General features: G+C 63.4%; 12 protein-coding genes. 3 read left to right on the forward strand and 9 right to left on the reverse strand.

What is annotated here, in order from left to right:
* The coding region (locus AC1P6P_RS10990) for a TMEM164 family acyltransferase (RefSeq protein WP_481402483.1) at positions 1 to 420 on the reverse strand (420 nt) is incomplete at its 3' end.
* Positions 421 to 649: 229 nt separating this feature from the next.
* Between AC1P6P_RS10990 and AC1P6P_RS10995 the strand changes: the two genes are divergently transcribed.
* Together AC1P6P_RS10995 and zwf are read left to right on the forward strand one after the other, a co-directional pair.
* A complete protein-coding gene (locus AC1P6P_RS10995; RefSeq protein WP_481402484.1) occupies positions 650 to 2,053 on the forward strand; it encodes an MFS transporter in 1,404 nt (467 codons plus the stop codon).
* A gap of 95 nt (positions 2,054 to 2,148) precedes the next feature.
* The gene (gene zwf, locus AC1P6P_RS11000; protein ID WP_481402485.1) at positions 2,149 to 3,588 is read left to right on the forward strand and encodes a glucose-6-phosphate dehydrogenase; all 1,440 of its coding nucleotides are present in this window, start codon (positions 2,149 to 2,151) and stop codon (positions 3,586 to 3,588) included.
* Here the strand turns inward: zwf and msrA are convergent, their stop codons facing one another.
* From msrA to AC1P6P_RS11040, 8 genes are all read right to left on the reverse strand, one after another.
* On the reverse strand, positions 3,589 to 4,248 hold the full coding sequence (gene msrA, locus AC1P6P_RS11005) for a peptide-methionine (S)-S-oxide reductase MsrA (RefSeq protein ID WP_481402486.1): 660 nt from the start codon (positions 4,246 to 4,248) through the stop codon (positions 3,589 to 3,591).
* An 11-nt stretch (positions 4,249 to 4,259) separates the two neighbouring features.
* Entirely contained in the window at positions 4,260 to 4,781 is a 522-nt protein-coding gene (msrB, locus tag AC1P6P_RS11010; RefSeq protein ID WP_481402487.1) for a peptide-methionine (R)-S-oxide reductase MsrB, read from the reverse strand.
* Positions 4,782 to 4,849: 68 nt separating this feature from the next.
* Positions 4,850 to 6,007 carry a DUF2914 domain-containing protein gene (locus AC1P6P_RS11015; RefSeq protein WP_481402488.1) on the reverse strand — a complete coding sequence of 386 codons (1,158 nt, stop codon included), beginning with the start codon at positions 6,005 to 6,007 and terminating at the stop codon, positions 4,850 to 4,852.
* Between the two features lie 88 nt (positions 6,008 to 6,095).
* On the reverse strand, positions 6,096 to 7,394 hold the full coding sequence (locus AC1P6P_RS11020; protein ID WP_481402489.1) for an MFS transporter: 1,299 nt from the start codon (positions 7,392 to 7,394) through the stop codon (positions 6,096 to 6,098).
* A gap of 39 nt (positions 7,395 to 7,433) precedes the next feature.
* Positions 7,434 to 8,258, reverse strand: a complete 825-nt coding sequence (locus tag AC1P6P_RS11025; protein ID WP_481402490.1) for a 2-keto-4-pentenoate hydratase — start codon at positions 8,256 to 8,258, stop codon at positions 7,434 to 7,436.
* A gap of 285 nt (positions 8,259 to 8,543) precedes the next feature.
* Complete coding sequence (locus tag AC1P6P_RS11030; RefSeq protein ID WP_481402491.1) at positions 8,544 to 8,669, reverse strand: hypothetical protein; 126 nt, start codon at positions 8,667 to 8,669, stop codon at positions 8,544 to 8,546.
* The gene (locus AC1P6P_RS11035; protein ID WP_481402492.1) at positions 8,669 to 8,908 is read right to left on the reverse strand and encodes a hypothetical protein; all 240 of its coding nucleotides are present in this window, start codon (positions 8,906 to 8,908) and stop codon (positions 8,669 to 8,671) included. Before AC1P6P_RS11035 ends, AC1P6P_RS11030 begins: the two co-directional genes overlap by 1 nt.
* Before the next feature lie 80 nt (positions 8,909 to 8,988).
* Positions 8,989 to 12,069 carry a TonB-dependent receptor gene (locus tag AC1P6P_RS11040; protein WP_481402493.1) on the reverse strand — a complete coding sequence of 1,027 codons (3,081 nt, stop codon included), beginning with the start codon at positions 12,067 to 12,069 and terminating at the stop codon, positions 8,989 to 8,991.
* Positions 12,070 to 12,668: 599 nt separating this feature from the next.
* On the opposite strand from AC1P6P_RS11040, the gene AC1P6P_RS11045 reads away from it, so the two are divergent.
* A complete protein-coding gene (locus AC1P6P_RS11045) occupies positions 12,669 to 14,132 on the forward strand; it encodes a carboxylesterase/lipase family protein (RefSeq protein ID WP_481402494.1) in 1,464 nt (487 codons plus the stop codon).
* Positions 14,133 to 14,149 lie beyond the last annotated feature (17 nt).

The following is a 14,149-nucleotide window of genomic DNA, read 5'->3' on the forward strand; positions in this document are numbered from 1 at the left end:
GATGCCGCCGTGGAACAGCGAGAATTCGATGAAGCGGAAGGCGGGGAAATCGTCGGGGATGTCGGGCGTGACGATGCCTTGCACGGTGCCGGCCATCGCCCAGAACCACGCCAGCTCATAGGCCTTCTGGTTGCCGGTCGCGAGCGCGACGATGGTGGCGATTGCCGCCCAGCTGCAGAGATCGAGCGGCAGTGCGTTACCGGAATTGATCCAGCCCATCTTGGTGAAGACGATGTACCAGGCGATCCAGGTGCCGGCGATGACAGCCGCGAAGGCCCACGCGATCACCCGCGACAACGTGGCAGACCGGGTCAGCCGGACCAGCGCCGACAACAGCAGCGGAACCAGCACAATCAACCCCAGGACGACGCGATGGGATGGCCCGAAAACCACGAACGGTGCGATTTGCCCCCCCGACATGCTGCCTCCTTGTCCACCGGTGTCAATTCCGTCATACTGCCGATGGGCTGGTGCCAGATGATGCCAAAAATGCCGCTATGTCCATTCCTCAACAGCGGGGTGGGGAGCGGCAACGGCGCCATCGTTACCGGTAACATGCTATGGTATCAGGGGGCGGAATACGCACCGTCAACAGAAACGGTCGCCCCATCGTCACGGCGGCAGCCCCGCCACCCAGGGAGAAAAACCAATGAGTAACACCGACCTCGGCGCAACCAAGGCAGCGCCGGCCAAGGCTGGCGGCTGGTATCGCTGGGTGATCTGCGGACTGATCTTCGCCTCGACCAGCCTGCTCTATGTCGACCGCCTCACCATCGGCTACCTCAAGAAGCCGCTGTCCGATTTCTACGGATGGAACCAGGCCGACTACGCCTTCATCGTCCAGTTCTTCATGTTCGCCTATGCGGTCGGCTTCCTGCTGTTCGGACAGTTGATCGACAAGCTCGGCGCCAAGCGCGGCTACATCATCGCCGTCGGTGTCTGGACGCTGGCCCATCTCGGCTGCGCCCTGATCGGCCTGCTGCCGCTTCCGATGGTGCTGATCAGCTTCGCGGTAAGCCAGGCGGTGCTCGGCCTCGGCCAAGGCGGCAACTTCCCGGCTGCCCTGAAAACGGTAGCGGAATGGTTCCCGCAGCGGGAACGTTCCTTCGCCATCGGCATTTTCAATGCCGGTTCCAATGTCGGCGCCATCCTGACGCCGATGATCGTGCCCTTCGTGATGCTGACATTCGGTTGGCAGTGGGCCTTCGTCGCCACCGGCCTGTTGTCGATCCTGTGGCTCTTGGTGTGGATTCCGTTCTACTCCAGGCCTGCGGAAAGCCGCTTCACCAACAAACAGGAACTCGCCTACATCGAAAGCGATCCCTATGTGCCGGTAAAGCAGCTCCCCTGGCTCACCGTGCTGCTGAAGAGGGAAACCTGGGCGTACGGGCTGGGCAAGCTGCTGACCGATCCGGTATGGTTCTTCTATTCCTTCTGGCTGCCCACCTTCTTCCTCGACAACTACAAGGAACAGCTCGCCCATATTGGCGGGCCGATGGCCGCCGTCGGCAACTTCATCTGCATCCTGCAGAAAGGCACCGACTGCCGCTCGACGCTCGGCGTGGCGCTGCCGGTGATCGTCGTGTTCCTGGTGTCGGACGTCGGGTCGGTGATCGGCGGCTGGATGAGTTCGGCAATGATCAAGGCCGGATTTTCGGTCAACAAGGCGCGCAAGCTCTCGCTTCTGATCTGCGCCGCCTGCGTGATGCCGGTGGCCGTCATGACCATGCTCACCAAGGATTTGTGGCTCACCACCCTCATCATCGGCCTCGCGGCGGCGGCACATCAGGCGTTCTCGGCCAATCTGATGACCCTGACCAGCGACCTGATGCCAAAGGAGGCCGTCGGACGGTGTTCGGGCATCGGCGGTACGGCAGGCGCCATCGGCGGCATCATCATGGCGCGGGGTGTCGCCAAGGCCCTGTCGGGTCTGGGCGGCTACTCGGCCGTGTTCCTGGTCGCCGGCATTATCTACCTGGTCGCCGTCGCGGTAATCCACGTCTTGTCGCCCCGCCTCAAGCCGGCCGACTTCAGCAGCGCCAAAACGGTTTAAAGGCGCAATTGTTCCCGCAAGGGAATGCGCTTGTTTGATTGCGATTTTGCGCAGGCCGGGGGAGACTCCGGCCTGTTTCTTTTTGGAAAGGCTGCATGGCCAACAAGCAAGCGCTCGTGATCTTCGGCGCCACCGGCGACCTCGCGCTGAAGATGATCTACCCTTCGCTCTATTTCCTCGACATGGAGCATCACCTCGCCGACGACCTCGCAATCATCGGGGTGGCGCGCAGCGACCTCGACGATGCCGGCTTCGCCGCCAAGGTGCATGACAGCCTGATCGACCACGCCAAGGCCGATTTTCGCGAGGACGTGTGGGCGCGCTTCGTCAAGCGGCTCGGCTATCAGAGCGGTGACGTCACCGAACAGGCGCCCTATCTGGCACTGAACGAGCGGCTGAAGGATTGCGCCATTCCGCTGCACTATCTTTCCACTTCGCCCGATTTCTTCGGCACCATCGCCGGACATCTGAAAGCCAACGGACTGGTCCGGCCCGAGACGGCGATCGCAGTGGAAAAGCCGATCGGCCGCGATCTGGCGAGTTCGCGCGAGATCGAGACGGCGCTGGAACAGGCCTTCCCCGAGAGCCGCATTCACCGCGTCGATCACTATCTCGGCAAGGACACGGTGCAGAACCTGATCGCGTTGCGTTTTGCCAATACGCTGTTCGAGCCGCTCTGGAACAAGGACTGCATCGAGCACGTCCAGATCACCGTCGCCGAGACCGTCGGCGTCGAACGGCGCTGGTCGTATTACGACTCCTACGGCGCCCTGCGCGACATCGTACAGAACCACATGCTGCAGCTCCTCTGTTTGGTCGCGATGGAGCCGCCGCCCGATCTCGGGGCCGATGCGGTGCGCAACGAGAAAGTGAAGGTGCTGCGCTCGCTGCGCCCGATCGGCACCGCCGAAGTCGAACGCGAAACCGTGCGCGGCCAATACCGGCGCGGCTTCATGGAGGCGGGCGCGGTGCCCGGCTACAGCGAAGAAAGCGGCGGCGGCAATTCCGATACCGAGACCTTTGTCGCCTTGCGCGCCCACATCGACAATTGGCGCTGGGCTGGCGTGCCGTTTTTCCTTAGAACCGGCAAGCGCCTGCCGACGCGCTCCACCCAGATCGTGGTGCAGTTCAAGCCGGTGCCGCATTCGATCTTCCACAGCACCATGAACGTGCCCAACCGGCTCGTCATCCGGCTGCAGCCGCAGGAAGAGATCGCACTGCAGATCATGAACAAGACGCCGGAACTGGAGGCGGTGCGGCTTCGCCCGGTAACGCTCGACCTCAACCTGATCGACGCCTTCCGCACCACCCGCCGCCGCATCGCCTATGAGCGGCTGATCTTCGACGCGCTCGGCGGCTCGATGTTCCTGTTCGTCAGGCGCGACGAGGTGGAAGCGGCGTGGACCTGGATCGACCGCATCGAGGCGGGCTGGAAGGAACGCGACATGAGGCCCCTGCCCTACACCGCCGGCACCTGGGGGCCGTCGAGCGCTTTCGCCCTCACCGAACGCCAAGGGTATTCGTGGTACGAGTGACTAGCGCTGCGCCATCGTGATCGGGCGCGGGCTGTAGAGATCGGGATAAAGCGCCTTCAGCTTGTCGATCTTGGGCAGGTCGTTGATGACGATGTACGGCGCCCTCGGATTCCGGATCAGGTAATCCTGGTGATAGGCCTCGGCCGGATAAAAGCCGTGCAATGCCGATACGCGGGTCGCGATCGGGCGCGAAAAGACACGCGAAATCTGCGCGATATAGGCGCCAGCGATGCGGGCCTGTGCCGGATCGGCCGCGAAAATCTCGGAGCGGTATTGCGGACCGTCGTCGGGGCCCTGACTGTTCACGGATGTCGGGTCCATCACCGAGAAATAGACCTGCAGCAATCGCCCGAACGAGACCGCGCGCGGATCGTAGGTGATACGCACGGATTCGGCATGACCGGTATTGCCCCATTCCACGGCACTGTAACGGGCGGTGGAAGCCTCCCCACCGGAATAGCCGGCCGTCACCTGCTGGACGCCTTTGACGTGCTGGAACACGCCCTGCATGCCCCAGAAGCAGCCGCCGGCGAACACGGCCGTCTGCAGCGAGGCGCCTGCGGGCATATCCTGCTGCGGCAGCGGCAAGGCGCGGCGGGTTTCCTCGCCGCAGGCCGAGGTGGTGAGAAGAAGGGCGGCGACGACAAGCGGTTTCAGCATGGGAGCCTCCTTCAGGCGCGGGGAATGAATTTGAGAGCGACGGCATTCATGCAATAGCGCAGGCCCGTCGGACGCGGTCCGTCGCCGAACACATGACCGAGGTGGGCGTCACAGAGGGCGCACGACACCGCGGTGCGTTCTTCCAGCAGACTGCCGTCGCGGGTCTCGTGCACATTGTCGGCGGCGATCGGCTTGAAGAAGCTCGGCCAGCCGGTGCCGGAATCGTATTTGGTGTGGGAATCGAACAGCGCGGTGGAGCAGCAGATGCAGCGGTAAATTCCGTCGCCGTGATTGTCCCAGCCCGGCCCGGTGAAGGCCCGCTCGGTGCCGGCCTGGCGCGTTACCGTAAAGGCAAGCGGGGACAACAGATGGCGCCAATCGGCGTCGCTGCGCACGACCTTGGGCTGGCGCTTGACGCCGAGCAGCTGGCCGGATGCCGAAAACTCCGCTACCGGCACGGTCGTGGCGGCGAAGGATGGCCTTACAAAGCCTACGGCTATTGTTGCGGTGGCTAACAGTTGGCGTCGCGTCACGCGTACCTCCGGTCCCCGCTGCCGCAGTATGTGGTGGCAGGGACCGGATTTGCCAAGTGGATTTTATTTCAGAGACGCACCGTCTTCATCGCGCCGCCGCCGGAACCAGCCTCGACCTTGAACTCGGTCCGCCCGATCAGGCGGCCGTCCACCGACACGACGTCGACACGCCACAGGCCGGCATCGATGTCGGACTTGTAGGTGTAGCCGCGATAGCCCTGGTCACGGCCGCCGCGCAGCGAATTGGTGAGGCGCTGCACCATCACCCAATCGCCGACCTTCTCGTCATAGCGCTTCCAGATGTAGTAGGTCGTGGTGTTGAGGTCGACCGGCGCGAACACCGCGCCGAACACGATCACCGGCTCGCCCGGCTGGACATGGATGATGCGCCGGATGCCGAGGATTGGCGGCAGCGTCTGTTCCTCCTCCACCGCCTGGTAATAGGTGTTGCGGGCGCGCGCGACCGAGGCATCGGCCTTGGTGCCGACGCAGCGCACCGCGCCCCGCGCCGGCACGCGGCAGATCGAGTGGTACACGCCCGACTGCTGCATCGCGAGTGGCAGTGGCGGCAAGACGTCGAGGAAATAGAGCGCGGTGACCAGCGCATAGACCGCCACGGCGCCGCCGCCGATCTGCCACTTCACCTCGCCGAACCGCGACCGGCTGAGCTTGGCCAGCAGCCACAGGAACAGCGCAAAAATCGCGACCGCAACAATGCCGCTGACCACGAACATGCCGACGCTGATCACCTTGGTGAACACCGGCAGCATGAAGGCGCAATAGGAGAACAGCGCGAAAAAGAACAGCGTCGTCGTGAAGATCAAACGGGCATGATAGTGCTTGAAGACTTCATTGCCGACGAAGATCGCGAACAGCACCAGCAGGAACGGCCACGATCCGGCCAGCACGCCGCTGCGGGCATAGAACACGAGGAACGCGCTCCACAGCGAGCCGAGCACGAACTGGGTCAACGCCGGCAGGTAGGAGCGCAGCTTGAGGACCAGCTTCGATTCCCACTCCTGGTGCGCCTCGAGCCAATGCAGCAGCCCGATCGAGAACGCCGCCACCGAAAGATAAACGATCAGCAGCGTCTGGGTCACCGCATGGTCGACGCGGCCGTAGGTGAAGAAGTCGAAACCGAAGCCGCCCGCCATCGCCAGCGCCGAAATATGGCGCTCGTAGGTCTTGAGGGTCGACATCCAGAGCTGGATCGGGGGCTTGAACATGGGGCGCAGCGTAATTCGGGTTTCGCGGCGTGATAAGCGCATCTGCCCCGGCCGCGAAGGTGACCCCGCGTCGCGTGAGCCAACCCCTTCAAACTGAGGAGAATTTTGCCATCTCCAGGCGTGGCGTCAGCCCATGGATGACGATCACCGCGAGGAAATAGATCGATCCGGCGACGATGAAGACCGGCGTATAGGCGCCCGTCGCCTTGAGCGCCTCGCCAACGCCGAACGCCATCGCCACCCCGCCGAGCGCTCCCGCCGTGCCGCCGATGCCGGAAACCGAGCCGACCGCGGCGGGCGGGAAGGTGTCGGACGGCAGGGTGTAGAGGTTGGCGGAGAACGCCGCATGCGCTGCCGCGGCGATGCCGATGATCAGCGCCGTCGCCCACATGTCGTGGACGTAAAGCGTCGCGAAGGCGACCGGCAGCACGCAGCAGGCGCTGAGCAGCATGGTCAATTTGCGCGCCACGTTGGCACTCGCGCCGCGCCCGATCATCGCCGACGACAGCCAGCCGCCGGCAATCGAACCCATATCGGATATGACATAGATCATGATGATCGGCGCCGCGATGTACTCAACCTTGAGGTGATAGGTGTCGACAAAAAACGACGGCATCCAGAAGGTGTAGAAGTACCAGACCGGATCGGTGAGAAACTTGCCGAGCGCGAACGCCCAGGTCTCGCGAACCAAGATAAGCCGGCCCCAGGGCACCCGCGGCATCGGCGGCGGCCGGTCGTTTTCGATATAGCGAAGCTCGGCGGCGCCGACCGTTTTGCTGTCGCGCAGGTTGTGAAACTTCGTCGCCCAGATCGCCAGCCAGACAAGGCTCAAGGCGCCGGTCGCAACAAAAGCCCAGCGCCAGCCGACACTCATCAAGACCACCGGTACGACCACCGGTGTCAGGATGACGCCGACATTGGTACCGGCGTTGAAAATGCCGACCGCAAGCGCCCGCTCCTTCTGCGGGAACCACTCGGCGACCGCTTTCAGTGCGGCGGGAAAATTGCCGCTCTCGCCGAACCCAAGCGCGGCCTGGGCAAACTTGAATCCGGTCAGCGAGCCGACCAGGGCGCACGACAGATGCGCCAGACTCCAGATCATCACCGCGACGGAGTAGCCAAGCTTGGCACCGAGCCGGTCGATCAGATGGCCGAACACGACGTAGCCGACCGCATAAGCGGTCATGAACCAGCGCACGATGTCGGCATAGTCCTGGCGGTTCCAATGGAACACGCCCGATAGCGTCGGCTGCAGCAGCGCCATCGTCTGGCGATCGACGTAATTGAAGGCGGTGGCGCAAAACAACAGGCCGCATACCACCCAGCGCTGCCATCCGATCCGCCCGGAGCCCATGCTTCCGGCGGCCCGCCCCCCTGCTTGGCCCATACCTACTCCCTGTCGCGACAGGGGCTTCCCTGCCGCCCTTTAGATGCGCGGCTTCATCGGTACGGCAACGCAACTGATGGCGCCGAGACCCTTGAACTCCACGCGCGCCATTTCGCCGGGCACGACGTCGTGAATGCCGGTAATGGCGCCGGTGGTGATGAAGTGGCCCGCTTTCAACGGGCAGCCGCGCTTGGCGCACAGCTCGGCGACGAAGCGCAGCGATTCAAGCGGACCGCCCGGAACGTTGGCGGCCATGCCGGTGCCAACCGACTTGCCATTGATGAAGGTCTCGCAGGTCAGCTCGGTCAAAACGCGCTCGCGCCAGTTCGGAATTTCCGGTCCGACGATGATGCCGTTGTTGTTGCCGAAGTCGGAGACGACGCAGCGCGGACCGATCTTGTTGATGGTGGCGAGCGGGCTGCCCGCCATTTCGACGCCGCACAGCATCCGCTTGACGATGGCGATGACGTCGGCGGTGGTCCACACCGTCTTGCCGACTGGTGCATCTTCGCCGATCTCGAACATGTATTCGGCTTCCACTGCAGCGAAGCCGCCGACGAACATGCCGTATTCCACCACACCGCCGGGCGCGGCGTAATGCACATCCTTGCGGAACACCGGACCGGCCAGCGACTTGGCGCCGAGCGACGCGATCACGTCGGCGGGAATCTTGCCGATTTTCCAGCCGGCGATTTCATCCGGGAACAGATCGATGGCGACATCCTGCACGGCGTAGGCAGCGTCGAGATCGGCTGGCAGCGCGCCGGGGAATTCCTTGAGCGCTTCGCCCTTCAAGCGCGCCGAAACGAACTCGTTGGCGATTGCCTCTGCAGCGGCCGAATGCGGCTTGCGGACTGCCTCCATAACGCGCTCCACTCTAACAAACCGGTGTTGATGTCGTGCCCATTGCTCCGTTCGGAGCCGGCCTGTCCGGTTTATAGGAAACCGGTGTCATTATCAATCCAGGAGACGCATTCTGCGACGGTAAGCACAGGGATTTCCGTCCGAATAGCGGCTCAAACCACATCCCGGCCGCATTCGCCCCGCTCTGCCGCTGCGGTCCGGTGCAGGCCCCCGCGACGACGCCAACTTATTGCAATTGCATCGCATTACCGGACCCTCGCAACGGGCACCAACCTGCTGTGCCGATCAATGCGCCGTGGGCAGTAGCACCTCGTTGTTGGGGAGTGTGATCTCCGGCACCGCCACGACGCCGCCGCCCAGGGTGATCGCCACCGTCCTGGCGCCCGGCTTCGCCGCGGCATTGACATCCATCAGCGTGCGCTCCGGCAGATCGGGTCCATGATGCGGATGTTGAGCGGAATGAGTCCAGCCTTCAGCGGCGCCAGCCCCGCGATGGCGATCGCGATGCCGTCGAGGCCGGCGTTGATGTTCTCCCAGGCAGAGGAGAATTTCGCCGGCGCCCCGCCGATAAGGGCGCTTCCTGGACGGCTCCGGCATATCGTCAGTGTACGTCGATTTGGCGTCGACGCTTTCTTGGTGGCGCAGCGCAATTCACACCGCGGTCCGGCCTCCAAAAAAAGCGCCGGGGAGGACATCCCCGGCGCAAAGCGTGAGCAAAATGGAGAGAGGATCAGTAGGTGTACTTGGCACCGAAGTAGAACACCTGACCGGTCTTATGGAACTGGTAGGACCGCTGGGCGTACTTGTCGGCATAGATGTTGCTCGCCTGGTTGGTCAGGTTCATCGCGTCGACCGTGAACATCAGGCTTTCATTCATCTTGTAGGAGGCCGAAGCGTCCAGGTTGAACGTGCCCTTCACGAAGATGCCGTAGTTGTTGTAGTTCGAAGCGATGTTCGGATCGATGATGTAGTGGCTGCGCGACGAGGCGGTCACGCGGGCCTGATAGACTTCGTCATCGTAATAGATCGTCGCGTTGTAGCTGTTGCGCGACATGTTGTTGAGGTCGGCCATCATCAAGAGCTTGCCGTTCGAGTCGTAATAGGTCTGCTGCGCCTGGACATAGGTGTAGTTGGCGAGCAGGCCCATGTTCTCGAACGGACCCGGCAGGAAGTAGAACTGCTGCTGCCAGTTGATTTCGGTGCCGTACAGCGGCGCACCCTTGACGCTGCGCGAATAAGTGAAGGTCCACGGCGTGTTTTCGCGACCCTGGGTGGCGCAATAGGAGCTCGACGGGATCGACGTCCAGTCGGTGCCAGTGCCGCCGCAGGCGCCGACGAACGCATCCGCCGTCCAACCCCACGGATTGGCCGACCAGATGCCGGTCTGCTGGACGCTCTGGATGAAGTTGTCGAGGTGTTTCCAGAAGCCCGCGACCGAGATCATCGAACCCTTGCCGTAATAATACTCGAAGGCAAGGTCGAGGTTCTTGGAGCGCATCGGCGGGGTTTTCGGATTGCCGATCGAGGCCGTCGCATTGGAGCCGGACACCGACACCGATCCGCTCGGCAACATGCCGGTCAGGTTCGGACGGGTCAGTGCATAGCTGGCGCCGAAGCGGACCTGGAAGTCGTCGGTCGGCAGCAGCACGACGTTCATCGCCGGCAGCCAGTCGTGATAGGTGTTCGAGCCGGTCTTCTGCGTGATTACGCCGGCAACCGTAGCATACCCGAGCGACTGCATCTCGGTCTGGACGAAGCGGACGCCCGCGTCGCCCTTGACGCCCACGCCGAGGACTTCGGTGTCCCAGTTTGCCTGGATCCAGCCGGCGTAGTCGTTTTCACGCACCGTGCCGGTATTGCCGATACCGGCGGCCGAATTCAGCGGGAACACGGTAGGATCCCACAAGCTGATGGCCGAGGCCGCCTTGCCGAAGTCGGCGACCTGCCATGTCGTGGTCGAACCCGCCGGAACGTCGATGCCCTTGAGCGAGACGGTCTTGATGTAGGTGTTGAGGTCGACCGCGCGGATCGCGTCCGGAATGGTCGCAAGTTCGCCGGTGCCGCCGGTCGAACGGCGGGTTTCCAGCGTGCCAAAACCGAAGTTGCGGAAATCGAGGCCGCCGGTGAGGGTCGTCGTGCTGTTGGCCTTGTATTCGAAGTCGGCCGACGCCGAACGATAGGAGTTGTAGGCGAATTCCTGGCGCTCACGAACGTTCGACAGGAACCACGACGAATTCCCCGGCGCGCCGGCATGCAGCATCGGCATGTTGCCGGTGGTGTAATCGAAGGCATAGGGGTCGGTCGCCGAACCGGCGCCGGTGCAACCCGGCGTCGTGGCGTTGCCGGCGCCGGCGCCAGCGCAGCCGAGGTCCATCGCCAGCGTCGCCTGGATCGGGTTGCGGTGATGCGATTCCGACCAGCCGCCCAGCACATGCACCTTGAATTTGTCGGAAAACTCGTGGTTGCCGTCGACGGTCACCTGCATGAAGCGGGTGTCGAGGTGGTCGAGACGATGTTCGGTCCGCAGGCCGACGCCGGTCGCGGTCGCACTGACGATCGTGTTCGAGGCGTAGCCCTGATAGGTGAGGCCCTGCGCGCCGCCGAGCGTGTAGTTGAGAATGGCGATGTTGGCGACGCCAAGCGAGGTCACATGGGCCGCACCGCTGGAGCCGGTGTAGTTGGTGTTGGCGTTGGCGCCGGTCGAGAACGCATTCGCTTCGAGATAGTTCTCGTTGCGGATCTGGGCGAAATCGGCATAGAGGGCGTCGACGGTGAACAGCGTCTTGTCGTCGGGCTGCCACTGCACCGAACCGGTCAGGCCGAGGCGCTTGGAGTGGGTGGTGATCAGGTCATAGCGCGGGAAGCGCGGACGGAACGCCGAGTTGAATTCGGCGCACGCCGCCGACAATGCCGCGATCGTGGACGCGCCCTTCAGCGTGGTGGATTCCCAGGCCGTGGCCGGGCAGGCGGTGCCGCCGACCGAAGCGACGCGGTTGCTGTTGGCGCCCGGGGTAGTGACGATCGGAGCGGTGCTGCTGTAGGCCGGATAGGCGGCAGTACCGTTGGACAGGTCCGACATCCAGCGCACCGAGCTGGTGCCTTCTTCCAGCGTGTTGGTGGTGCCGTAGGCCGCCGAGAGCAGAACGCCGAAGCGCCCGCCGGCGAAGGTGTTGGACACCAGCGCCGCGACGCGCGGATTGACGCTGCCGGCGAGCGATTGATAGCCGCCCTGAGCCGAGGCAGTGAAGATGAAGCCCTGATGATCGAACGGACGGGCGGTCTGCAGCTGGACGGTCGCGCCGAGCGAGCCTTCTTGCAGCGAGGCCGAATTCGACTTGTGAACCGTCAGCGCGGAGAACAGGTCGGAGGCGAAGACGTTGAAATCGAAGCCGCGGCCACGGTTGGTGCCGCCGGCGCCATTGCCCGGGTTCGAGGTCGACACGTCCTGCGAACCGACGGTGGCGATGGCTTCGACGCCGTTGATGAGGACGCGAGTGAACTGGGCGCCGAGACCGCGCACGGTGATTTCACGGCCTTCGCCGGATTCACGGTTGAGGGCGACACCGGGAATGCGCTGCAGCGATTCCGACACGTTCATGTCGGGGAATTTCGCGATGTCTTCCGCCAGGATGGAGTCGGAGGAATCGAGCGAGTTGCGCTTGATGTCCATCGCCTTCTCGAGGCTGGCCCGGAAACCGGTGACGGTGACCGTTTCCATTTCCTCGGCCGAGGCGGCGGTGCCGACGATGGCCATCAACGCCACGGCGGACGCACCAAGCTTGAAGCTCGCGGTCAGATATTTGTTCAACACGTTTTTCCCTCCCTCGCTGCTGCCGGTACGACGGCTTTTTTGTCTGCGTACTTTTCTCGACAGCGCCGGTTCCGTTGTTTCCCCGTAAGAACGCCGGAAAACACGACCGGCGTTGACACCGGTGTCAGTGCCTCCTGACACCGGTAGCACCCGAACATACGATCAGAGCGGTCTCAGCCACAAGATGCGACGTGGCGAAATTTGGGCGATGCTGTGGCACGCGATGCAACCCGGCAACACCATCAAGCACTTACTGATAACGCTACCGCATAGCAAACCCATGAATTTGCGCCGGAAAGACGCTTTTTCAGGGACATTTCCGGCAAATCCCTTACATCTGGGACGGGTGGTTTGTTCCAAGCGTAAACCCTAACCTCTCCGCCCAAGCGTGGTGAAGCTTGCCCCCTGCGCCCAAATAGCACCATTGTCGAGGCCGGCTGCGCCGCGTAAGGCGTGGGTTTTGGCGTGTAAAAACAAAGTGGAACGCGGAGGGTCGCCCAATGACAGCGGTGTCAAGCCGGAGGAGGGTTTTACAAACGGCCGCGGCGCTCAGCGCGTTGTCCGCACCAGCCCTGGCCCTGTCGCACAAAGCCGCACCTGTGGTCGCAACCGCTTGCGGCCAGCTTGAAGGCACGACCGACAGCGGCATTCACGTTTTCAAGGGCATCCCCTACGGTGCCGATACCCGCCCGACCCGCTTCCAAGCGGCCGTGCCGGTAAAGCGGTGGCAGGGCATCCGCAAGGCACTTCGCTACGGCCCGGCCTGTCCGCAAGGACGCGGCGAAGCCGACCAGGGCGAAGACTGCCTGTATTTGAATGTCTGGACCCCGGCGCTGAAGGACGGCGGCAAGCGTGCGGTGATGTTCTATATCCACGGTGGCGCCTATTCGACCGGCTCGGGCTCGTCGGCGCTCTACGACGGCGTCAATCTGGCCAAGCGCGGCAATGTCGTGGTGGTGACGATCAATCACCGCCTCAACGCCTTCGGCTATCTTTCGCTCGGCCTTCTCGATGCGCGCTATCCCGATTCCGGCAATGTCGGGAAGCTCGACATCATCCTGGCGCTCCACTGGGTGAAAGAGAACATCGCCGCGTTCGGCGGCGATCCCGACTGCGTCATGGTGTTCGGTCAGTCCGGCGGCGGCGCCAAGATCGCGACCATGATGGCGATGCCCAGCGCCCGCGGCCTGTTTCATCGCGCCACCACCATGAGCGGCCAGCAGCTCACCGCCTCGGGCCCCTTGAACGCGCGCAAACGTACTGAAGCCTATCTGAAAGCGCTCGGCGTCAGCAAAGTCGACGAACTTCAATCCATCGAGGCCGATAAGCTGGTCGCAGCATTGGCCGCCACCGATCCCGTCATCGGCTCCGGCGGGCTCTATTTCGGCCCGGTGCTCGATTTCAAGCATTTGACGCGCCACCCCTTCTATCCCGATGCGCCGCCCCAGAGCGCCGCCATCCCGATGATGATCGGCAACACCCACGACGAGACCCGCGCCTTCATCACCGATCCCGGCGTCTATCACCTGACCTGGGAAGAACTGCCGGAGCGCCTTGCCAAGAATCTGCGCGTCGACATCCTGCCGTCGGTGGTCATCGATGCGTACAAATCCTGGTTCCCCGGCATTTCGCCGACCGACCTGTTCTTCCTTGCTACCACCGCCGGCCGCTCGTGGCGCGCCGCCATCGTCGAAGATGAACTACGCGCCGCCGCCGGCACGCCGGCCTTCGCCTATCAACTCGACTGGGCCTGCCCCGACGATCACCGCCGCGCCCAGCACATGACCGACATTCCCCTCGCCTTCGACAACACCGACAAGGCGAGCGCCATCACCGGCAACGACGAGCGCGCCCGCAAGATGGCTGCCGTCATCAGCGAGACCTTCATCGCCTTCGCCAAGACCGGCAATCCCACCAACGCGCTGCTGCCGTCGTGGACGCCCTACTCGCTCGAACGGCGCGAGACCATGGTGTTCGACCTGCCGCCGCACCTGGCCAACGATCCGCGCGGCCGCGAACGTAAGCTGTTCGAACAGGTGCCATTCATCCAGCAGGGGACTTGATGCGACGGGCGGACGAA

Source organism: Rhizomicrobium sp., assembly GCF_056722145.1.